Here is a 23,629-nt window from a genome sequence, read left to right as displayed (position 1 = left end):
ATATTCATCTTACAGTTCACTTTCAAATACTGAAAAATCGCCCATGGCGGCAGCTTTTAATAGTAAGGCGTTCCATACATTGCTTACGGCAATATCTCTGTCCGTCTCAGCTCTCACCAGGGCATAAATAGCTTGCGATAAATCCACAAGATCTGTTAAGCCGTTTTTGTATAAAACAGACCTTTGGATATAAGCATCAGTGGCAGATTTGAGCTGAACGGGAACCTGATCATAAATGAGAACTGCATTTTTCCACTTATTATCAGATAAGTCCAGCTGTGCTTTTAATTGCTGTTCTGCAAGGTCATATTCACGTTTTAAACCCTGGCTTACATAGTCCTGAGCGCTTATTTCCTTTGACAGTCTGTAGGTTTGTGTCAGATTCCATGAAACGCCGATCCCGAGAAGGTAATTGCTTCTGGTAGGATGAATTCCATCCCAGTAAGAGGAAGAAAAATCATTTTGATTCTGCGCATAGTTGTTTCCAAACCCGGAACCTCTCGTCTGAATGATCCCTACCATTGAAAATGATGGGTAATACTGGGTTTTAAGAAATTGTTTTTCCTGTTCGCTGACATCTATTCTGCTTTTATACAAAGCCAGTAAAGGATGGTTTTCCAAAGAAGAGTTCTTTTCAGAAGGGAAATCTGCCGGAATTCTTTTCAGTAAAGTACTGTCAAGCACAAATTCCTGAGGGGGAATTCCCAATAATTGGGCAAGTTTATTTTCCTGTTCCTGTTCGTTGTCTTTTGCTTTGGTGTAGGTGATCATTGCGTTGGCGTAATCTGCTTTAGCAAGAGAGAGGTCCACACCGGGAACGATTCCGTTTTTTTCTTTCACCTCAACAATTCTTCTGATGGTATCGGTTCTTCCCAGATTCCGGGCATACGAAAGTTTTAGTTTCTGAGCAGCTAAAACATTCAGATAAGCGGCCGTCACTTTTATTTTGTGCTGGAAAATTTCATCCGATAAATCTTGAGTATCTCTCTGGTTTTTAGATTCGGCAACTTTCACCCTTTGCCTGGCTTTTCCAAAGGAGAAAAACTCCCAGTTGACATTGGCCAGATACAGGGCTCCGAAAGAAGCGTTCCAGTTTTGATCGGGAAGAGGAAGCCCGGATGAAGCGACTCCATATCCTCCGAATCCGTACAAAGGGCCGTTTTGTCCGTTGACGGTTCCGTAATCCTGCTGGATACTCATGTTAAGATTGGGCAGGTATTGCCGTTTTGCCAATTCTATTGATTCTTTCGATGACTGCCGATAAGATTCTTTGGCTTTGATGGATCCGTAATTCTGAACAGCTGTTTCCAGCGCAGACTGAAGGGTAAGAACCTGCTGTGCGTTGGCTGTGTTCGTAAAAAAGACGGATAATAATGCGAGAATAAAAACTCTTGAAAGCATCTAACGTATTTTTCTTTTTTCAAAGTAAAAAATACATTTTGAAGCAAATTTGAAGTTGGGGAAATACTATAAAACGACAATTATTTAGCAAAATTCACCATCTGTTCTACGGGTTCAAATATCATGGTGTTTTCTGTTAATATCCTTTCTGAGATGGAAGATTCATGCATGTTGGTATGATCAAAATAGACAGTAATGCTGTGCCAGCCATTTGTGAAATCATAATGAACAGAAAAATCATTGACTTCACAAATCTGTTTTACAATAGACAGCCCGAGCCCGATGCTTTCCTGAGACTGATTGCTTTTCTTAAACCGTTTAAATAAATCCTGGGTCGGAACATGAGGAGGAAGTCCCGTATTATTAATTTGAAAATAATGATGTGTTAAATTGATTTCAATTTTTCCTCCCTCGAGATTATGGCGAATTGCATTAGACAGAAGATTACTCAGAAGGATTTCTGCTAATGTAGGGTGTATTTTAACGAAAACACTTTTTTCACAATTCCTGTTCAGTGTAATCTTTTTTAAAGCAAGGTGATCGGCATACATGCATAATGCTTCTTTTTCCACGCGGCAGAATTTCAGTTCTTCGTTGGTTGGAAATTCGTTGTTATTCAGTTTCGTAAGGAGAATGAGTGAGCGGTTTATCCTGCTTAATTTATCAATAGAATTTTGAATGTCAGTTAATAAAATGGCCTGGTTCTCATTAATCTCTGTTTCTGCAAGCAGTTCTATTTTACTTTGGATAATGGCCAGGGGAGTCTGAACTTCATGGGAGGCGTTTTCTGAAAATTCTTTTACAGAAGCATAGTCTTCCAATGCTTTATCCGTCATTGTTTTCAGGAATTCATTAAGCTTTTTAAATTCCCTGGTGCTTGTTTCCTGAAGCTGCAGCCGGTCCTTTTTCTGAATGCTGAACTGCTGAAGCTCATGAATGGCGTGGTGAAAAGGTTTCAAAATGAATTTAGATAAAATCCTTGCCGTAATAAAAACAATGAGTATAATCAATAATAATTTCCAGATAAGCGCCACAAGCATCCCGCTCATGATCTGCTGCGTGGCGGAAACATAGCCGTATGAAGAAATCTTATAAATTTTGTCATCAACTTTTGTGTAAGAATTGACCTGAATCTTACATTCATTATTGGAAACCCCTTTGTTTTCCAGGCAGGTATGAATAACTTCCGGTTCGGATGGAATATTCTTTTTAGTCTGTAAATTGATAGAAATCGGGAGCCCCTGTGATGTTTTTGCCGGATCTTCTCCTTTTTTTATTTGATTGATAACATAAATGTTAACATGCTTAAGCCTTTCTATTTCAACATTGTCCAGGCGTTTTTTTATGCTGGTATAGGAAATATACATGCTTACCGGAGTAACCAGTAATATAATGGCAATAAACCAGACTGATATTTTATTCAATAAATTCATGCGCCACTATATTTCAGAGCATTAAACTTGTAGCCCAATCCGTAGATGGTTTCTATATAATCGTTGCCGCGCGCAGCCCCGATCTTTTTTCTCAGGTTTTTAACGTGCTGATACACAAAGTCAAAATTAGCTAAATTATCAGTGTAATCTCCCCAAAGATGGTTGGCGATAGACTGTTTAGACAGTACACGGTTTTTGTTCACCAGAAAATATAGCAGCAGTTCAAATTCTTTTTGGGTGACCTCCAGCCTTGTTGTGTGAATCACTACTTCGTAAGTGTCCGTATTTAATGCAATTTCATTGAATTTTACTTCACTGTAGCCATCCATTTTCTTTCTGCGGTATACGGCTCTTAACCTGGCATGCAATTCCGGAAGATGAAACGGTTTTGTGATATAGTCATCGGCACCTTTTTCCAATCCGTTAATTTTGTCATCCAACGCATTTTTGGCAGAAATAATTAGAATACCGCTGCTGATTTTTTCAGTTTTTATATAATTTAAAATGTTTAATCCGTTTCCGTCAGGCAGCATAATATCCAGTAAAATACAGTCATAAGAATGGAAGCTGAGTCTTTCCATAGCCTCATGGTAATGGTAAGCACATTCGCAGATGTAGTTTTCGCCTTCAAGGTAATATTTCATACTTTGGGCCAGTTCATGGTTGTCTTCTATGATGAGGATTTTCATAACGGAAACAAAGGTATAGCTAAATTCTGTATCAAATTTGAAGTTGTAGAAGTCTTTGTCTATGAGTGTTTTAAGCTAAATAAAAAATTCCCCGTAAATCGGGGAATTTAAACTAATATGGAACTTTACAGGACGTTATTTTGTAAACAACATTTCTCTGTATTTTGTCATCGGCCAAAGCTCATCGTCTACCATCATTTCCAGTGCATCAGAAGCTTCTCTGATAGGATCGAATAATGGTTTTACTTGGTTACAATAGCTTTCTGCCTGTTTTTGGCTGTCTGTAATACCTTTTGCGGCTTCTCTTGCTTTAAGAAGATCTTCAACTCCCAGTTTAATTTTAGAAACATTTTCAGAAATGCTTGTAATTAAACTCATCTGTTCTTTTGCCAGAGACTTGAATTCTTTATCACCAAAGATTTCTTTAAGGCCTTTTACGTTTTCAATTAATCTGTTCTGATAATTTAATGCAGAAGGAATGATGTGGTTTCTTGCGATATCACCCAGTACTCTTGCTTCAATATCAATAACGGTAGAGTATTTCTCTAATTTAATTTCGTTTCTTGCTTCAACTTCTCTGTGGTTGAAAATTCCCATTTCTTCATATAGATCTAAGAATTTCTTATCCATTTCCTGCTTTAACGCTTCAGGAGTTGTTTTAAGATTGTTTAATCCTCTTTTCTCAGCTTCTTTTGCCCAGTCATCAGAATATCCGTCTCCTTCAAACATGATGTTTTTACATTGCTTGATGTATTCTCTCAATACATTGAAGATGGCTTCGTCTTTCTTAAGACCAGTTTCAATTAAAGCATCTACTTCTTTCTTGAAATCATTAAGCTGCTTTGCCGCAATAGTATTCATTACCGTCATAGACTCTGCACAGTTTGCAGAAGAGCCTACCGCTCTGATCTCAAATTTATTTCCTGTAAATGCAAAAGGAGAAGTTCTGTTTCTGTCTGTATTATCTAACAGGATTTCAGGAATTTTTCCAACTACATTTAATTTTAATTCTGTTTTCTCTTCCGGAGATAATTTTCCGTTGGTTACTTTTTCAAGTTCTTCCAATACACTGAAAAGCTGAGTTCCGATGAATACGGAAATAATTGCCGGCGGAGCTTCGTTGGCACCAAGTCTGTGGTCGTTGCTTGCAGAAGCAATGCTTGCTCTTAAAAGGTCTGCATACTCATGAACCGCCTTAATGGTGTTCACAAAGAATGTTAAGAACTGTAAGTTTTTCTTTGGATTTTTTCCCGGGCTTAAAAGATTTTCTCCAGTATCTGTTGCTAAAGACCAGTTATTGTGTTTTCCGCTTCCGTTTACCCCTGCAAATGGTTTTTCGTGGAAAAGAATATGGAAGTGGTGTTTGTGAGCTACTCTTGCCATGATGTCCATCAGTAAAGAGTTGTGGTCTACCGCAACGTTTACTTCTTCAAACATTGGAGCAAGCTCGAACTGGTTAGGTGCAACCTCATTGTGTCTTGTTGTTGCAGGAATTCCCAATTTCATACATTCGATTTCCAGCTCCTTCATGAAGTTCATTACTCTTGTAGGAATAGAACCGAAATAGTGATCATCCAATTGCTGTCCCTTTGCCGGAGAGTGTCCCAGTAAGGTCTTGCCAGTTAGTACAAGGTCCGGACGGGATTGGTATAATGCCGAATCAACAAGGAAATATTCCTGCTCCCAACCCAAAGTAGGCGTTACTTTCGTTACGTTTTTGTCAAAATACTGCATTACATTCGTTGCAGCTTCATCTACAGCGTTCAAAGCTCTTAAAAGCGGTGCTTTGTAATCTAATGTTTCTCCTGTATAAGAGATGAAGATAGAAGGAATACAAAGTGTAGTTCCCATAATGAATGCCGGAGATGTAGGATCCCAGGCTGTATAACCTCTTGCTTCAAAAGTATTTCTGATACCACCGTTCGGGAAAGAAGAGGCATCTGGCTCCTGCTGGATCAGCATGTTTCCGCTGAATCTTTCGATCGCTCTTCCTCCTTCAATCGGAGTAAAGAAAGAATCGTGCTTTTCTGCAGTAGTGCCTGTTAAAGGCTGAAACCAGTGCGTATAGTGTGTTACTCCTTTGCTCATTGCCCAGTCTTTCATGGCAACAGCTACCTGATCTGCAATATGTCTCTGGATTTTAGTTCCTTTTTTAATGGCATCTATGATAGAACTGAATGCTTCTTTTGTTAAATATTCTCTCATTGTTTCTTCTGAGAAAACATTTTTGCAGAATAGCTCTGATAATTTCGCAGGGATCTCAACAGAGTTGTCTTTTCTGAAATCCTTAAACGGAAGGGTTTCTAATGCTTTGAATCTTAAGGTTGACATAATTGGGTTGATTTTTTACACGGCAAATTTACAAAAAAAATGAATTGAAAATGCGTTGACCCTAAAAAAATTAGGGGTGTGCTTAATAATTATGTAATTTAAACGGTTGTTTGGTGTTTTTTGAGCGGGGTATTTTGTGATATGACGCCAAAAACCTGAGATTTCAGGCATGTTTTGTAAAGTAGATATATAAATGTATTATATAAAGTACAAGATACAATAATTCTTCGGGATTAAGCTACTTATTAAAAGACAGTTAAAATAAAGTGGGTAAAGATTTTGTATATTTGTGTGAAATTTATTTTATGACAAATTCTAGAGCAAGAGAAACCACAGAGGCTATTGAAAGACTATATATCTCTATGAGACACCTATTTTATAGAGGATTTTTCAAGCCGGGCGGAGTTTCAGGAGAGAGTATCAGAAGTTTGTTGAAAACCATCAATCCGGAAATCTACGGAACCATGAATATTCCTAGCAAATTGGAGCTGGACGGTTTGATGTATGTTTTAGACAGGCTTCCGGAAGGGATTGAAGAATGCGCTTTTATTCATCTTACATCGGATGAAGGGTTTGATAAAGGAAGTTTCGAACCTATTGTTCCCAAGAAAAGAAGAAGAAACTGTTATAGAATAGACGAACACCAGATGAATATTGAGGTTCTTTTGGGCCGTTCCGAAATTTATGACATCCTTACCCACCTTACCTTCCTGTTTATAGAAGCTGATAAAGTTCGTAACCTGGCATTTATCCAGGATGAAAACTGGAAACCTACCCGTGCTTTCAAAATTATTGAAGAAGTGGTGAAGGGTGAAAAGAAATTCAGCAGAAAAGAAAAAGAAGTGGCACTTATTCATCTTTCTTCTTTAATAGGAAGATCTTTTGATGAAACATTAAGAGCTTACAATACTTTCGGTGATGATCATAACCCTGACCGTTTGTTCAAAATCATCTACAACCTTGCAAAAGTAAGTCTGGACGATGCCAAAGGAAGCAGAGAAAGAGAAATTCATTTCAGTTCTATATTAAAAGAAAGAGTAGGGCACCATTATTTTGGTGAAAAGTGGGCCAACAAAGTGAAAGAAGTTTTATTTGAAAACAATCTTCATATGCGTCCTCTACATATTATTTCTGCCAACATGCACTCGGTGAAAAATATGCTCTACGCTAATAATGCCCTTAAAAAGAAACAGCATGACGAGGTAGATTATAAACTCTATGAAGAGATTTCGAATAAAAAAGAACTTCGTGACAAGGTTTTGAAATATGCTTTGGACGAAGGCATGATCCATATTGCCGACAAAAGCGGAAGCAATATTGATGTACAGATTATAGACCTCAGCAAAACAGATCTGAAAAATACACCATTTGCAGACTGCAAGTTCGGAGGAGATGATGTGGTGATGGTTTTTGATTATGCTTTCGGAGAACAGGCCTTTGAAGTAATGGATGAATTACTGAGACCTTTTGAGCATAAAGGAGAAGTGTATATGATGCATGTGAAATCCGTTTCTATCATGGGGAAAGCCGGAATTCTTACCGGAGAAAAAGGAGATATTATGATTCCTACTTCCCATATTTTTGAAGGAACAGCAGATAACTATCCTTTTGAAAATGCCTTGAAGCTGGAAGATTTCCAAGATGACGAGCTAAAAGCTTTCGAAGGGCCGATGATTACGGTACTGGGAACATCTCTTCAGAATAAAGATATTCTTTTATATTTTATGAATACCTCATGGAAGGCCATCGGTCTTGAAATGGAAGGGGCCCATTACCAGAAAGCCATTCAGGTAGCCTCTAAAATAAGACACCATATTTCACCGGATCTGTTTGTAATGTATGCTTATTATGCATCAGATAATCCGTTGGAAACAGGAAGTACGTTGTCTTCAGGAGGATTGGGTCTTACAGGGGTAAAACCAACTTATCTGATCACTTTAAGAATTTTGGAGAAGATTTTAAAGAGTGGTAAGAAAGAAGCTTCTGCTAAAAAATAATTGTAATTCAACAGTATAATATCAGCCTCAAATGTATCTTACATTTGAGGCTTTTTGTATTTTAGAAAACAAAAATAGCAGCCTATGAGTTCAGTGTCAGAATTATCAAAAAGATTCAGAGAAGTTATGCTGGATGGTCTCTGGATCGCCAATACCAATTTTAAAGATCAGCTTTCAGATGTGAGCTGGGAACAGGCGGTTGCCAAAGTAGGTTCTTTAAATACCATTGCTATGCTTACTTTTCACATTGATTATTATATTGCAGGGATCATCAATGTGTTGGAAGGCGGTGATCTGGAGATCAGAGACCAATTCAGTTTTGATCTTCCTCCTCTGGAATCTCAGCAGCAATGGAAAGACCTGTTGAATAAACTATGGACAGATTCTGAAAAGTTTGCGGCATTACTGGAACAAATGCCCGATTCTCAACTTGATGAGGTGTTCGTTGACGAAAAATACGGAACCTACCGAAGAAATATTGACGGAATGATTGAACACAGCTACTATCATCTGGGACAGATTACCCTACTCAAAAAACTATTGAAAAGCCCATCAAAATACTGATCTAGCCGGGATACCTTCTAAAGAACCTGAACTCTGGCAACATGTAATGGGAATCAGGGCTAAAAAAGATTTTAACAATCCCAATTAAAATTCATCTAAAACCATAATAAACAGAATAAAACCTTCAAATAACTCCTATTTGAAGGTCTTGTTTAAATTACCTACCTTTATAAAAAATAAAATTTTAAATGAGAAAATCGGCTGCAATCATTTTTGCGTTTATCATTTCACAATTTCACGCTCAGCAAGGAGCTTATTATCAGCAGGCTGCGAAGTACAAGATGGATATTGATGTTAATGCTGAAAAATTTACCTATCAGGGAAAACAAACTTTAGAATACACCAACAATTCGCCGGATGAGCTGAATGTGGTTTATTTTCATTTATACTGGAATGCTTTTAAACCTAATTCGATGATGGATCAGAGAGTAGCTTCCCAGGGGAAAAATGGAGATGGAAGATTACAGAAAGACGGAATCTCAAGACTGGCCTCTATTCCTAAAGATCAGGAAGGCGCTCAGAATATCCACTGGATTAAACAAAATGGAAAAGAACTGAAATTTGAAGTTCAGGAAACCATTATGAAAGTATACCTGGCAGAACCTTTAAAACCCAAGTCCACCACTACCTTTACCATGGACTGGGATTCTGTGATCCCGCAGCAGATCAGAAGAAGCGGAAGAAATAACAGGGAAGGAATAGACATGACGATGACTCAATGGTACCCGAAAATTGCAGAGTACGATTATGACGGCTGGGCTACTTTCGATTATCTGGGAAGAGAATTTCATGCACCGTTCTCTGACTTTGATGTAACCATCAAAATCAACAAAGATTATGTAGTAGGCGCGGGAGGAATTCTGGAAAACCCTGCAGAAGTAAAAGGCTATGATGCCAATGCTAAAATAAAAGCAGAAAAAGACAAGAAAGTAACATGGAAATGGACTGCAAAAAACATCCTTGATTTTGCCTGGAGTGCAGACAGAGATTATTCCGTAGAAAGCTTCAACGTTCCGGAAGGACCAAAGGTGTATCTGGTGTATCAGAAAAATGATAAAACAAAAGCGTGGGGTGAAGCACAGCCTTACATCACCAAATATTTCCAGATCATGAATTCTCACTTTGGAAAATATGTGTATCCTACCTATGCATTCATTCAGGGAGGAGATGGCGGAATGGAGTACGGGATGTGTACCATGATCTTAGGTGAAGCTAAAAGCGTTAAAGATTTATTAGGCTTAATGGCTCACGAAGGTTCTCACTCATGGTATCAGCAGATGCTTGCCACGAATGAATCTGTACGCCCGTGGATGGATGAAGGCTTCACAAGCTATGCGGAAGGTTATACCATGTATCAGCTATTCCCGGAAGAACTGCCGAATCCTTTTGCCAAAACACTGGATGCTTACAGAAACTTTATTAAAAAAGGAATTGAAGAACCTGCCGTATGGCTGGGAGATCACCATGATAACGGTACCGCCTATACTTACTCATCTTATGTAAAAGGTGAATTATATCTGGTGCAGCTGGGGTACATTATGGGAGAGCAGAATCTGGCAGAAACCTTAAAGCAATATTATGATCAGTGGAGTATGAAGCACCCTTCAGACAGAGATTTCCTTCATATTGCACAGAAAGTTTCCGGGATGGATCTGAAGTGGTTCCATAATTATTGGATCAATACCACAAAGACGATTGATTACGGAATTAAGGACGTAAAGTATGAGGCAAAATCTACTACGATTACCCTTGTTAATAACGGTCAGGTTCCAATGCCCATTGATTTTGGAGTGATGACGGCCGATAAGAAAATTGTTACCTATCAGATTCCCATGAATATGACCCATACATGGAAAGAAAAGGATGTGTATGGTGAATTTAAAACAATGCCTTACTGGCCATGGACACAAAAAGAATATACCCTTACCATTCCTTATACAAAATCTCAATTATCTGTTCTGGGAATTGATTTCAGCCAGAGAATAGCAGATGTAAATATGGAAAACAATTTTGTAGAAGTAAAGTAATTCATACAAAATATCAGATACCGGCGCGGAAATAAAATTTCCGCGCCGGTATTTTTTTAATCTGTGCAGCTGTTTTTGAAGCTATATCATATCAGAATTATTCGGTAATGAGGAAAAAACAGCTCATTTTGTTACAAACGGACAGGCGGGAGACTGCCGGAGGTCTCATTTGCTTTCCCCCGGCTTTCGGGAGACTTCCGGACTTCTCCGGAAGTCTCCCGAAAGCCTGTTTTGAACCTCCGGAGATGTCCGGAAGATTAAAACACTATTGTTTGTAACTTCCGGAGAAGTTGTGCAGGTACAGACGGGCCTGTTTTGGATTAATCAGAATTCTGCCAGTGATAGTATTGAGATCATTGTAATTTATAGGAGATTGGCAGGATGTTTTTATAAAAATTATTAAATTTATTGCTTCAAAATTAAGCGGGAACTTCAACGGTATTTTATGAATTTCCCTGAAAAACATGTCAATGAATTCAATTGTAATAAACGTAGGAAACAGCAATATCAGATTTGGGCTTTTCAATGGTGATAATTGTGATATTTCATGGGTAATCAATACCAAACCTTACAGAACGGCAGACGAGCTTTATGTACAGATGCTGATGCTGTATCAAACCTATAAAATCGATCCAAAGGAAATTGATAAGGTAATCATCGGCTCGGTAGTCCCTCAGCTTACCAAAGTAATGAGCTCCGGAATCAAAAAAATTCATGGTACTGCTCCTGTGATTGTTGACAGGAATACTCCTTCTGCAGTACAGGCAAAATCTAAACAGATGGGAACCGATATTTATGCGAACCTTGTGGCAGCCCATAATCTGTACCCGGACAGAAAGAAGATTGTTATAGATTTTGGAACGGCTCTTACCGCAAGCTGCGTGGCAGAAACAGGAGAAACTTTAGGTGTGATCATTGCTCCCGGAATTGTTACTTCCCTGAATTCACTGATCAATCAGACAGCACAGCTTCCGGATATAGAACTGAAAAAGCCAAAAACGGTTTTGGGACTGGATACGGTTACCTGCATGCAAAGTGGTATGGTGTACGGCTTTTTGGGAATGGTGGAAGGCTTTGTAAGCCGCATCAATGAGGAGGTGAATGATGATTGTTTTGTAGTGGCCACAGGAGGAGTATCTCATGTCTATAAACCTTTGACAGATAAAATTCATGTCATGGACAGGCTCCATACCCTGAAAGGCCTTTATTTCCTTGGAAAAGATTTATAAACCAATATGATTAAAGTTGAGGTTAGCCTTACAAATGCTTTAGTCTTAACCTAAACTTGCTATCATGGAAAAATTTCCCATTATACAAACCGAAAGATTGATTCTTTCAGAACTGAAAGAAAAGGATATTCCTTTTATTGTTCAATATCTTCAGCACAGGATTTTTTCTGATCTTACTTCCAATATTCCGTATCCGTATTTGGAAAGTGATGCCGCATCCTGGCTGAAAATGTCAAAAGAAGCTTTCGATAACCATACAGGATACACTTTTGCCATTCGAAATAAAGAAGATCAAATTATGGGGGCTATCGGGCTGCATGACAGAGATGATGATAAGGCAGAACTGGGATATTGGATCGGAATCCCTTACTGGAATAAAGGATTGGTAACCGAAGCGGCACAAGCGGTTTTAGATTTTGGTTTTAAAAAACTGGAGTTCAATAAAATTTTTGCGACTCACTTTCTGCACAATCCGGCATCCGGGAGAATTATGGAGAAAATTGGAATGAAGCAGGAAGCTGTGCTGAAGCAGGAAATGAAGAAAGACGGAGAATATTTTGACATCGTGCGGTATGCTATTTTTAAAGACTGACCGGCCGGAATATAAAACTTTCGGGCTCCTATAAAGCAAAAGCCAGTGAATATATTATTCACTGGCTTTTTATCTGCTATTATTCTATGAACTCTTTTAAAGTCCGCCAAGACATGCATCGCATTCTTTTAACGGATATACCCAAACCCCGCTTTCATCCTGGAAAGGGAGATTTTTACATCCTACTTTTCTTACGCCGTTATCATCAGTATAAAAACATTGATCCGGACGGATACCTCCATTAATTTTTGCGGTGTCTTTTCTTGTTAATTTTTTCATGATATTTTGTATTAGTTGTAGTCAAATATAATTAATTATTCAATTTACTGTATATGTTTTATTGAATTTGTTGTTGTATTATAAAAAACATCCTAATAAGAAGTTATCTTTTGCTTTTGAAAAAATCTTTTACTAGAGAAGAGCACTCGGCTTCCATGATTCCTGTAATAATTTCTGTTTTTGGATGCAGAGAAAGATGTTTATTGATAAATCCTCTCTGCTCGTCTCTGGCTCCAATTACCACTTTTGAGATCTGAGACCAGGAGAGTGCACCGGAGCACATCACACAGGGCTCTATGGTGACGTATAGCGTACAGTCTTTTAAATATTTTCCTCCAAGGAAATTGGCGGCTGAGGTGATGGCCTGCATTTCAGCGTGGGCGGTAACGTCATTCAGCGTTTCGGTGAGATTATGGGCTCTGGCGATAATACGGCTGTTAGAAACCACCACGCATCCTATAGGAACCTCATCTTTTTCTAAGGCGGCTTCTGCTTCCTGGAGAGCCATTTTCATATAATATTCGTCAGTAAACATTTTAATCCGTCATCGTTAAAGTTAAGGGAATTTTGAAACGGTAGCATACAGGATCGCCTTTTATCATCGCGGGAGAAAATTTTTCGGCCAGTGAATAGAGTGCAATTTCTGCCTGCCTGTTAAAAGTGAAATTATCACCCTGTGCATGAACATTGCTTACTGTGCCGTCTTTTTCTACAATAAAAGCAACATCTGTCTTTATTGTTTTTTCTTCAGAATACACCCCGTCCACATACAGGAGATTGGCTACTTCCTGTCTCAGAGAATTGATTCCGCCGGGATAATCTGCAGTTTTTTCTGCATCTGAAAAATATTCAGATGGTGTAAGCTTGGGATTTTTGATGGTATGAAGATCTTCCAGGTTTCTCACCTTCAATAAAGCTCCGATCAGTGCATTGTTTTCAATGCTGTCCATTTTTTTCATGAAAAAAAGAAAGTCTCCTTTAATCTCTGCTTTTTTTACAGTATTGGATTCTGCATCAAATTTTTTTTTGAATTCTTTATTCAGCATCGTTCTGTGCTGGTTGTAATAGTTTTTTACAAGCCTGAATTCTTCTTTCTGCTGCGACAGTAAAAAGGAAGAAATAAAACAGCTGATGCCAATGAATAGAGTTTTCAATAAGGGTATATTTATGTAAATATAACGAAAAATATCAAATCAAGTATGTATTATCAGCTTTCAAGATAGCGGTTTAAAGATTCCTGCAAATGATTGCGAATATCATCAACTAAACCTTTCGGTTCCAGAACGGTAACTTCTTTTCCGAAGGAAAGAATCTCCTGCATAAAGTCGTAGGTAGGATGCAGGAAAAATTCAAAATAGATTTCTTCCGGAGTTTCCCTGGTTTCTTTTTGCGATTGATGAAGCGGAAAACTTCTGATATATTCTCCCTGGTGACGGCTGCATTTTAAAACAATATTCTGGGGTTTCTGTTCTGCCAGATTCATCACTCCGAACGCATTTTTGAAATGTTCTCTGAAGTTGTACTTGTACTTTTCTCTGAACTGATTTTTAGATACATCCAGGTAATTGATTCTATCCAATCCGAATGATTTTAAAACTTTATCCTTTGTATCAATGGCAATAAGGTACCAACGGTCTTTGGATTCTTTTAAGGCTAAAGGATGAACTTTTCTGGAAGTCATCAGTTTGTTTTTATAATTGTAATGCTCAAAGCTTACCACTCTTTTATTTCGGATGGCAAAGAACAGGTCGTAGAAATGCTCTACGCCGGTGGGCTTACGGCTTTCAAAGAAGATGAAATCTGAAAAATCGGGGTGGGTATTCATGGCGTTACTCACCTGGAAAGATTCGAGTAACTTTTGATTGTATTCATCCACTTCCATGATGGGGCGGCTTTCAATATAATACCGGTTGTCACCTTTTTTTTTGTTATGGATGGAAAGATTGAAGAGATCAGAAATCTCCCGGATATCCCTCTGCAGGGTCCGGATAGAGTAGCTTTTGATCCCTGCATCCTGGAATTCAAAAGAGTTTAAAAGATAGTCCTCCAGCTGGGAATATGTTGCCGGAGAACTTTCTAATCTTTTTATAATTAAGGCATATCTTGTCAGATAAAAATCTTTCTTCATTTCTCTTTTTTTAGGGTGCAGCAGCGCTGCAGTTCATGGTAAAGTTTTATAAGACAAATATATGTGGTTAATGCGACAAAACGTGTCGTGTTTTATTTTTTTATCTATTATATTCTTATTAGAAGGATGCCATCAAATTGCCATTTTCATCCCATTTTTTATAAGTTCCGTCATATTCTACGTTGTTGTGGGCTTTATATTCTGTATATTTTTTACCGTTTTTATGATAAGATCTGAACCATCCTTCCTGATATCCGTCTTTATATTCCTCTTCGCAAAAAAGCTCGCCTGTATCATAGTACCGTAAAACAATCCCTGTAAAAGGACTGCCATTGTGAAAATATGTAGGAACTCCTCCGCCGTCTAAACGGTCACATGTTAAATCATGTTCTTTTATTTTTAATAATGTCATATTTTTAATTTACTTCCATATTTTGCCTGCTATCAATATAGCAAGAATATGACAGGTTTAAACAAAAATATAAGCCACAGCATTTGCTATGGCCTATTATCTATGGGAAGAAAATCTTTATGAGAAAGTATATTGTGGTTATTTATCCTAAAAAAGTCTTAAATAATAAGTTTTTAAGATTCTAAATCACTATAATTTAAAAGTTTGCTAATGTATAGTGGTTCACCACTGTTATAAAAAGATTTAAAATGTAGATAATTGTTATTAAACTTGTATGGAATCATGCTTTTAGTAGATCGCATAAATACAATATAATATTCGCCTAATGCTTCATAGATATCACTATATTTAGCATTATTTTGTTCCTCCGAAGATAAATGGTCATTTGCCCACTGTTCTTTTATATATTCTCTAAAATAGTTTATTCTATCATTAGCATATTCTTGAGGTATTTTATGTTCATCCTTTAAAAGGTTTTGTAATATATTTTCATATGCCTTAAGAATATTCTCATAAGAACCAGGCTCTAAGAATAAATCTTCTTTGCCTAAGCTTTCTCCGAAAATAGATTTAAAAACTTCATTTTCTAAAAAAGTATGATCTTTTAATTGAGGATTTACAAATAATATCTTACGTTTGCCTTCTGTGCTTTTTATACCCTCAGTAATATAGTTCTTCGCTGAAACTAAAATAATTTGTTGTTTTTCTTCTGACATAATTTTATTTTTCTAACATCCAATTATACCTCTGTCCGTTGGAAAGTTTGTTGTAGATTATTTCAATATAAAATAATTTGTTAGTACTGTATACAATAGCTGGATATTTATTATCTATTAAAAATGTTTTTTCTCCATTAATCTTTACCACAGAGTCAATATTATATTTTTTCTGAATAGCAGCATCATTATAAATATCCTCTTCGGAATATTTAATATTTGAAGAACTTAATAAGTTTTTCACCTGATCTAAGCTGGTAATTGTAGATTTATTTTTTAAACCCGAATTACTTTCAAGTAAATTATCCACAAGATATACCTTAGAAATAAGGCTGTCATTTCTGTAGTGATAATAGACAAATTTATTATGATTTTTTTTATCAAAATATTCAAGAACTTTAGGCTCATCAATATAAACAAGTCTTCCTAAAGGTTTAGTGCTTCTGGATGTGCGAATATTATCAGGTTTGATATTTGAGTAAAAAATATTCTTTTCAGATGATGTTTGCAGAGGCAAAATGTTATTATACTCATATAATGACATTTTTTTGATTTGATTTATAGTTTTAGGTTGAATATCAGTTAGTATTAATTCTTTTTCGCTGGTACACGAAATTAAAGCTATTACAATTCCTAAATATTTTGATCCTTTTTTCATATTATTTTTTTTTGATTAGGTCTTCTTGTAAAAGTTCCAATATTTCTCCCATTATAAAATCTTCATCTAATTTTTCAGAACTTCTTAATATTTGTTTATAGCCCCCAATTGGTATCCCGGAGCCATTTGATACATCTGCTTTTTCATAAAAATCATGATAAATTGGAGAAAGTGGAATAGGGCCCCTTTCATCAAAAAACTTATCAATAATTTTAGTTTTAGAGTCTACATCACTTGCATAAGCAATAATCTCTAGTAAACTTTGTATTGGTTTTACAAATTTAAGAGGGATCTCAACAGGAATTGCAGCAATGGAAATCCAGTCTAAAATCTCCTCTAATTTTTCTTTTTTTTCTCCTACTAATGCATAGATATGGTTGGTGTCACCACATGCATTTCTCATAGAAGCATTTATTAATTCTTTGTAAGCTCTGTTGTTATTGTTTATAGATATTTCAGCGCCTGTTGCAAATTTATATTTTTTTTCTATAAAAATTTCATTATGCAAATCTTTTCCTTCAGATAGATATTCATGTATCTTTTTATTTATTGGGGTCAATAATTTTTTTTCGTACGCATAGAATCCTCCTTGTGGAACTTTTTGAGATTGAGTTTTAAAATCCAAATGAATTTGTTTTCCAGAAACTAATTTTCCTAATTTATTCATATAGAATACATTTACATATATAAAGTGATCTTTTATAGTATCTATTTCGTATGTATCATAGCATTCATGATGTTCTATCCAGCATATGGCGTTCATACAAAAGTTTATATCACTCTTAAAATCTTCATCATAGATTACCTGGTTTTCTGTAAATCCAAAATCCATATAATATCTGTCTCTCATTTTGAATTCTTCGTGAGGAAATGTAGAATTTAATGTTGGAATATATTTGGGGCCATCAGTTACTAATTTATCAAGGTTTTTATTCTTCCTGATTAATGGCTTCCTTGCTTCTCTTTCATTATTCCTTTTTTCGAATTCCTTTATGAGTTCCTTTTTATCTACTTTAAGAACCTGACCAAGATATACTTTATCATCTGTTAATTTATTAAGGAGCTTTAGCTCACTTGGAAAAATACTATATAATTCTGATATTCTGGCTAAATTTTGCCCAGGATTAACAACGTGAAATAAAGAAGCGTCATTTTTTTTATTATCTTCCTTTCCTAGTGCAATTTTTTTTAATCCTAATGGTTTTACTATACTCATTTTTTTAATTTTAGAGGTTAAAATAGAAATGGCGGCAATTATACCGCCATTTTGTTAAATAAATATTATCCTAAAGTACTGGTATCTTTTTCTCCATGTTGTAATTGTGCTTCTTCATCTAAGCTGAAACTTGTTTCAAACTCCAGTTCTAATGGGTTTTCACAATTTTTAGGATCATTTTCCGGGAAAATCGGTAAAGGTTGGTTTACCGGAAGTCCTGTAGACTTATCCTGAAGGATAGTAAGGGTAGTAGGGATTCTGGTAATCCAGTATTTACCTTGAGGTTCTCCAGTTGGTTGTCTCATTTCATCCACGATACTCATGTACATTGGGTCTCCGATTACAGGAACAGATCCTCCATTCCAGATTAATCCTGTTTCAAGGAAGAATTGAACTGCTTCTTCAAAACCTGGTTTTACCGTAACAATGATTCTTGCCATACCTGCCTGTAGGAAGCTTCTGAATAAAGGATCCATACTTTCGCTCAGGTAAAATTCCTGCCAGCTCTTACGGTTTGCCCAGTAGTACGGATAGAATGTGTAATCCATGATTTCCCATTCAAACGCCTGTTCCATAAACTTGGCAAGTGCGGTATATTTATCCAGATTTTCGTTCAGATATACCTGGAAATTATCCATTGTTGTTTTCTCACCGGCACCATTGGTAGTTTCCTGGCCTAATGTATAAAGATAATCCTGCAATAAATAGGCAATACAGTTATGCTTTAATACATCGTGCTCCATAAATCGATAGAAAGTATCCTGTCTTTCTTTAAGCTGTGCTTCTTTTTCTTTTTGCTCTGCATCTAATCTTGCCTGATCTTCCTGAAACTTTGCATAGGCAGCATCATAAGCTTTAATAATATTGGTGAAAGCTTCTGTTTTCCAGTTGTTGATGTATTCATCACTTAGTTCACAGTTTACGATTACCTTTATGTTGTAATTTCTTACATTATGTCCTTTCACCTGGAAAGATACGGTACCCGTTATGTTAAGACCAGATGATCCTTCATCAAAATTGATGTCGCCATATTCGGAACGACCAATCATGTCTCCTTTTAAGTTTGAACAAACAACTTCAGAATAACGGGCTCCTGACCAGCCTCCTCCTCTGTTTCGGGATGATCTGCAGCTGAAAGATGCATTTTTTCCGGCATAATTGTCTGGAATTACAAACTGTGTATAATCTACACCAAAGTCTTCATTTTGCTGAGGAACGCTTGCCGCACTGTGAATAACCTGTTTTGTAGCGGCAGGAAAAGCATCTACGCTGATTCCATAAATCTGTGCCCAGTGCTGAATCTGCTCTATGGTAGCAGACTTTGGATCTGGCATATACCATGGCTCCGGAGCTTTTCTAGGGTCAACAGGAGCAGTAAGTACCTGTGCTTTGGCAACAGTAAGGGCTAAACGATGTAATCTTGAAGGCTCAGGAACCATAAACTCAAACATAGTACGTTTACCATAGTTATAGATCTGATTCTTCATTTTCTTGTCGATCCATCTGTAAACTCCAGTAATATGTTTAGGCTGTGCAGCATCAGGATTATCGGTATTGGTTACTTTTCCTCTGTTATCATATTCATGAACATTGGTTTCCGTATATTCTTTGATAATTTTCTGTACTCTTTCTTCTGAAATCTTAGTAAGAACTCTTTCCATTGCTCTTTCTGTAATTTCCTGAGACTTCATCATAGCCTGTCTTGTACTGTCGTGCTGTGCATTATTGTTGGCATAGTCAGCTCCAATTTCAAATTTCATCGCACTGTCATTTCCATAGCTGAATCTTGTGTAGGCAGAAATACTTTGCTGTCTCTCAATTTCTTTGGCAACTTCAGTCTGCATATCTGTTCTGGAAGTTTTTGAAGTATCAGAAATTTTCTCAGTTTCTTCAGATTTGGATGTGGTGTCTGTAATTTCAGAATATTCTCTGGAAACAGAAGACTTGTGTCTCAATTCGCTTGCCATAACATTCTCAATGTTAGAGACTTCACCTGGGACATAAGCGTGAACACTTTGTACTACTTTCATATAATCTGCAACTCCGAGTCTCTTGATCCCGAAATTTTTACGTTTTTGGATCAGTACAGGTTCAGGCTCACCAGGATTTTCAATGGCAGCACGCTTCAGAGTAAGCATACCGGTAAGGTTTAAATCTTCTTTTGGGTATTGTGTGGCAATATCTCCATATGCCTGGCTTCCATTATTGAAAATAATCTCAACTCTTAAGCTAAAGCTGGTTCTGAACTTATTGACCAAACATGGAGGTAAAGTGATCTTATTATCTACTACCTGAATATTGCTGAAGTTTTCTTCAAATGCTCCTACAGCATCTGTGGTAGCAATAATCTTAACATTGGCAACGCTCCATGAAATATCCTCAACCTCAAAAGAGAAATTAACAAATCCTCTATTACCGGATAAGTTGTAAGGACTATATGCGTATAAACTATATGCCATAGGTGTTCTTGCAGTATTCTGGGTAAGGGGAACTGAAGCTCCTCCAATGTTTGCATACTGTACTTCCGGAAGAGAGCTGCTCTGCAAGGCTGTTTGCATAGATGAAGAAATGTTTTTCTGTACTACAAGCAAAGCATCAGCATAGCTTTGTACTTCGTCATCAAGAATAATAGTCTGAGCACCAATTTTCAATGTATCACTAGAAAGGATCTGAAGTTTTTCTGCATCTTCTGCTTTGGAAACTTCTCCAAGACTGGCTTCACCAAAAAGCTCAACAAAAAGGTCGAAAGATTCCGGGGAAAGTTTTGCCTGCAAATCTTGTAAATCAATTTCATTTCTAAAAATAAATTCAAAAGAAGGAACTTCGTATTCTTTTAAGCTATTGTAAAGACGTTCTTTTTCTTCATCCGGAGTTTCTGGAGTGATTTTACTTTCTACTTCAGCCAGTTTTCTGTCATAGAGATCCATACGCTCTTTGTTGGCATCCATATACCTTGTATAGCCTTCCTGGTATGCCTGATATCGGGATTTGTGATACTTTTTCTGAAGTTTTTCCAGCTCGGTATTTAATTTGTCCAAACCATCTTTTTGATAGATTGCTTTGCTGGCTGCTAAAGCATTTCTTGCTTCAGATTCAAGTCTTTGAACAGTCATTACACCCAGAGAAGGGTCGGAAGTTTCTGATGCTCTGGCGGTTGTTGAAAAAGGTGTTTCCGAATAATCTTCTGAAAATAAATTAGTTGGTAATACGATCTTTCCATCCAATGCTTTTTCTAATGGCTTCTCACCATTAATTTTGATGATCTCCTCGTTAGTAAGATCCTGATTGCTTGCAAAACCAAGCTGGATAGCCATTAGAATATGACTGATTGCTTCTTTAATATAGAAATCACCTTGTGTAACGACTTGATAAATAAAGTTGTTCCAAAGGAGTGTAAATGTGGCAATTCCTTCTGTGTTAAGCTGTCTGTTGATATTGATAAGGGTCTTGTAATATTCTGTAACGAAAGTCCAGTCACTACTGTCTAATGTTTCTTTTTTCGAAAGTTTTCTTCCGATAATAAGAAGATCTTTGAATGCTCCTTCTTCAATTTTCTTTTCGGTTTCGAATCCTACATTGTTAAATTCTCCTGCAGCTCTTTTCATTGCTGCAAATTTTAGGGTTTTGGCAGGTCTGTTTGTAACTGCAGTGTCAAAAGCACCTGCAACGCCTTTAGGTCTATGGATGAATCCTAAATTTTTGTCTTTAGTTTCTGTTAATTGCGGGTTTCTCAGACTTACAAATCTGAAAAGAGATTGTGATGCATTATTTGTTGAGCTCATAGAATTTGTTTCTTTATAGTTAATAATTCCTTCTCCTACTAAGGATTTTCCTACAGTAAATGCAGATTTTTTTGTTGATGTATTAGTTGTTGGCATTTTGTTTATTTTTTGGTGTACTCAAGAGTTAGAGTAAATGAGTTAATAAGGGAATAGTTATAATCTGGTACATTCAATAGTTCAATGGTAGCCATTTCTCTTTCGACGGTAATGAAGGCCTTTGATCGCCATTGATTTCCCGCAAATGCAGTTTTCATATCATCCCATTCTGTAAACATTTCATTGGAAATAATAGTGTCGATGTCTGGGAATTCAGCTTTCAGCTCAATTTGGCCCGTTCTAGGGATCTGGTCCAAAAACAACGTTTTTTTGTAAACTGGTTTACCATTGATCCATTTCCCGCCTGTTAGCTCTTCTTTGGTGGTATAAGAATGCTGCTTGTCTGCATACTGTTTCTGGATGTAACTTACATCTTGATAAAATTCTCCGTAATAATTTCCTCCTTTTAAACCGGAGAAAGTAGGACTGTTTGAAAATACTGTAACATCATCATAGTAAACTCTTAGTGCTGTTTTTATATTTTGTCCCCCCATCCAGTAGATATATGGAGTTAGTGCACCGTCGTCCTCAATGTCGAAACCTGCTTTATCAGTAGTAGAATGGCTACTATGAAATCCGAATGAATTAATACCTGTTGTATCACTTCCCTTGTATTCAATAGCTCCGGTTAAAGGATTATCCTGTTGTGTCCCGGTAAGCGGAATAAAATTGGTGAAATCTGACAGGTTTTTATACCCAAATACATTATTGGTATTCAGAACAGCTACTTTTGTATATGTATTATCTGCCAAAGGAGTTCTTTTTGCTGAAACAACAGCGTCAAAATCCAGTGTTCTTGCGGCAAAATCTCCACCAATTAAAGGCGTAACAAAATCATGACGTCTTGCTACAGGATTGGATTCAATAACTAACTTATTGAAAGTGGATCCTCCTAATGGAGCATTACAGCCTATAACCACGTTGTTATCTCCCCAAACACCCATTGCATGAGTAGTTGATGCTGCATTGTATCCGATGAAGGTATTTGAACCCCATGCTCCTGAAGAGGTAACTTTTCCATAATTCTGGCCTGCAAAAGCTCCAAGAAATGTGTTTTGAACTCCATGAGTTAGCCAGTAGCCGGATCCTATTCCTAAAGTGGTATTGTATTTTCCATCGATATTTTTAACACCAGCTTCGTCTCCAACATAGGTACATCCTAAAGCTGTTGTTGAATTTTTACCAGCTTCAGTTCCAACCATTACGTTATAACTTCCAGTTGTTAAAAGAGAACCACTGTTTACGCCTACCATAGTGTTCCAGTCTCCGGTTGTTAAATTAGCACCGGCAAAACCTCCGATAGCAATATCACTTTGCCCGGTTGTTAATTTGGGAAGAGCATTATATCCGATTCCAACTCCATAGGTTCCGGTATGGTCTGGGTTCATGTTTCCAAACCATAAGGAATAGGTTTTGGAACTGAAATTGATTTCACCAGCTCTGCCTTCGCTGGGTTGGAAAATGATAGGATTGTTTGTTCCGTTTCCTCTGTTAATAACATCTTGTAATTTATCATTACCGGTATAAGAAGGTTTATCTGAGAGATCATTGTAGCTGCCTGTGAGTGCTACTTTTTTCAGAACTACTTTATCCTGACCTTCCTGGGCTAATGTTACGCTTCCATCAGCATTGGTAGTAGGAATAATACTGAATTCTGAAAGGTTAATATGAAATGCAGATCCATCACTTTGGGTAATTGTGATAATATTTTGAGCTGCATCGTATTCTGCCTTGTCAATATGAATATTATTGGTAGCTAAAGTTCCTAAATCCACAGATTTACTCTGTTGAACACCATTTTCTCCTGTATAAAATACGGTTAAAATATTTCCGTTCAATTGTGGAGCCTGGATAGATGTAGGAGTTTCAATTTTGTTTTTCCAAAGCTGAACATCTTGTGGGCTTAAGTTGGACGCATTTACATCTGCTTTTTTAGAAAAATCATAATCTATCTTTTCTAAAGGTAGTTTTTCATCCTTATGCCAGTAAGACTCCTGCCACTCCCAGAATTCTTCCTGGATGGGAATATCTCCGTTTTCGAAATATTTTTTTAATTCTTGTTTTGTTTTCATTTTGGTA

Annotated in this window: 19 protein-coding genes; 5 read left to right on the top strand and 14 right to left on the bottom strand. The window is 36.9% G+C overall.

Annotated features, from left to right (window positions below; translation table 11 throughout):
• Positions 1–9: 9 nt before the first annotated feature.
• The 4 genes from BLW74_RS13465 to BLW74_RS13450 form a co-directional block, all read right to left on the bottom strand.
• On the bottom strand, positions 10–1,401 hold the full coding sequence (locus tag BLW74_RS13465) for a TolC family protein (RefSeq protein ID WP_089692962.1): 1,392 nt from the start codon (positions 1,399–1,401) through the stop codon (positions 10–12).
• A gap of 80 nt (positions 1,402–1,481) precedes the next feature.
• On the bottom strand, positions 1,482–2,834 hold the full coding sequence (locus tag BLW74_RS13460; RefSeq protein WP_089692960.1) for a sensor histidine kinase: 1,353 nt from the start codon (positions 2,832–2,834) through the stop codon (positions 1,482–1,484).
• Positions 2,831–3,523 (bottom strand): response regulator transcription factor, encoded by a 693-nt coding sequence (locus BLW74_RS13455; RefSeq protein WP_089692958.1) that lies wholly within the window; start codon positions 3,521–3,523, stop codon positions 2,831–2,833. The genes BLW74_RS13460 and BLW74_RS13455 overlap by 4 nt, the downstream gene beginning before the upstream one ends.
• Positions 3,524–3,658: 135 nt before the next feature.
• Positions 3,659–5,854: a glutamine synthetase III family protein gene (locus BLW74_RS13450; protein WP_089692957.1), complete on the bottom strand. Its 2,196-nt coding sequence runs from the start codon at positions 5,852–5,854 to the stop codon at positions 3,659–3,661.
• Positions 5,855–6,159: 305 nt separating this feature from the next.
• Between BLW74_RS13450 and BLW74_RS13445 the strand changes: the two genes are divergently transcribed.
• From BLW74_RS13445 to BLW74_RS13420, 5 genes are all read left to right on the top strand, one after another.
• A complete protein-coding gene (locus tag BLW74_RS13445) occupies positions 6,160–7,851 on the top strand; it encodes a DUF6909 family protein (RefSeq protein WP_089692955.1) in 1,692 nt (563 codons plus the stop codon).
• 84 nt (positions 7,852–7,935) lie between these two features.
• Complete coding sequence (locus BLW74_RS13440; protein WP_089692953.1) at positions 7,936–8,415, top strand: DinB family protein; 480 nt, start codon at positions 7,936–7,938, stop codon at positions 8,413–8,415.
• Positions 8,416–8,603: 188 nt separating this feature from the next.
• Positions 8,604–10,442 (top strand): M1 family metallopeptidase, encoded by a 1,839-nt coding sequence (locus BLW74_RS13435; protein WP_089692951.1) that lies wholly within the window; start codon positions 8,604–8,606, stop codon positions 10,440–10,442.
• Positions 10,443–10,912: 470 nt separating this feature from the next.
• Positions 10,913–11,671 carry a type III pantothenate kinase gene (locus BLW74_RS13425; RefSeq protein ID WP_089693587.1) on the top strand — a complete coding sequence of 253 codons (759 nt, stop codon included), beginning with the start codon at positions 10,913–10,915 and terminating at the stop codon, positions 11,669–11,671.
• 64 nt (positions 11,672–11,735) lie between these two features.
• Complete coding sequence (locus BLW74_RS13420; RefSeq protein ID WP_089692947.1) at positions 11,736–12,263, top strand: GNAT family N-acetyltransferase; 528 nt, start codon at positions 11,736–11,738, stop codon at positions 12,261–12,263.
• Positions 12,264–12,359: 96 nt separating this feature from the next.
• On the opposite strand, the gene BLW74_RS13415 is transcribed toward BLW74_RS13420, so the two are convergent.
• The 10 genes from BLW74_RS13415 to BLW74_RS13370 all read right to left on the bottom strand — a co-directional run bounded on the left by BLW74_RS13415 (position 12,360) and on the right by BLW74_RS13370 (position 23,622).
• Positions 12,360–12,542, bottom strand: a complete 183-nt coding sequence (locus tag BLW74_RS13415; protein ID WP_089692945.1) for a hypothetical protein — start codon at positions 12,540–12,542, stop codon at positions 12,360–12,362.
• Between the two features lie 103 nt (positions 12,543–12,645).
• A complete protein-coding gene (locus BLW74_RS13410; RefSeq protein WP_089692943.1) occupies positions 12,646–13,077 on the bottom strand; it encodes a nucleoside deaminase in 432 nt (143 codons plus the stop codon).
• Position 13,078: 1 nt separating this feature from the next.
• Positions 13,079–13,696, bottom strand: a complete 618-nt coding sequence (locus BLW74_RS13405; protein WP_228424904.1) for an energy transducer TonB — start codon at positions 13,694–13,696, stop codon at positions 13,079–13,081.
• Positions 13,697–13,749: 53 nt separating this feature from the next.
• The gene (locus BLW74_RS13400) at positions 13,750–14,670 is read right to left on the bottom strand and encodes a helix-turn-helix transcriptional regulator (RefSeq protein ID WP_089692941.1); all 921 of its coding nucleotides are present in this window, start codon (positions 14,668–14,670) and stop codon (positions 13,750–13,752) included.
• Between the two features lie 118 nt (positions 14,671–14,788).
• Positions 14,789–15,082, bottom strand: a complete 294-nt coding sequence (locus tag BLW74_RS13395) for a toxin-antitoxin system YwqK family antitoxin (protein WP_089692939.1) — start codon at positions 15,080–15,082, stop codon at positions 14,789–14,791.
• A gap of 173 nt (positions 15,083–15,255) precedes the next feature.
• On the bottom strand, positions 15,256–15,798 hold the full coding sequence (locus BLW74_RS13390) for a hypothetical protein (RefSeq protein WP_089692937.1): 543 nt from the start codon (positions 15,796–15,798) through the stop codon (positions 15,256–15,258).
• 4 nt (positions 15,799–15,802) lie between these two features.
• On the bottom strand, positions 15,803–16,456 hold the full coding sequence (locus BLW74_RS13385) for a hypothetical protein (protein WP_089692935.1): 654 nt from the start codon (positions 16,454–16,456) through the stop codon (positions 15,803–15,805).
• Between the two features lies 1 nt (position 16,457).
• Positions 16,458–17,672 (bottom strand): LysM peptidoglycan-binding domain-containing protein, encoded by a 1,215-nt coding sequence (locus BLW74_RS13380; RefSeq protein WP_089692933.1) that lies wholly within the window; start codon positions 17,670–17,672, stop codon positions 16,458–16,460.
• A gap of 65 nt (positions 17,673–17,737) precedes the next feature.
• Positions 17,738–21,550 (bottom strand): hypothetical protein, encoded by a 3,813-nt coding sequence (locus BLW74_RS22700; RefSeq protein WP_228424902.1) that lies wholly within the window; start codon positions 21,548–21,550, stop codon positions 17,738–17,740.
• Between the two features lie 5 nt (positions 21,551–21,555).
• Positions 21,556–23,622 carry a hypothetical protein gene (locus BLW74_RS13370; protein WP_089692931.1) on the bottom strand — a complete coding sequence of 689 codons (2,067 nt, stop codon included), beginning with the start codon at positions 23,620–23,622 and terminating at the stop codon, positions 21,556–21,558.
• Between the last annotated feature and the right edge of the window lie 7 nt (positions 23,623–23,629).

Source organism: Chryseobacterium culicis (assembly GCF_900108365.1).
Taxonomy (GTDB): Bacteria; Bacteroidota; Bacteroidia; order Flavobacteriales; family Weeksellaceae; genus Chryseobacterium; species Chryseobacterium culicis.
The sequence above is the reverse complement of the archived record's forward strand: the minus strand, read 5'-3'. Positions and strand labels throughout refer to the sequence as shown.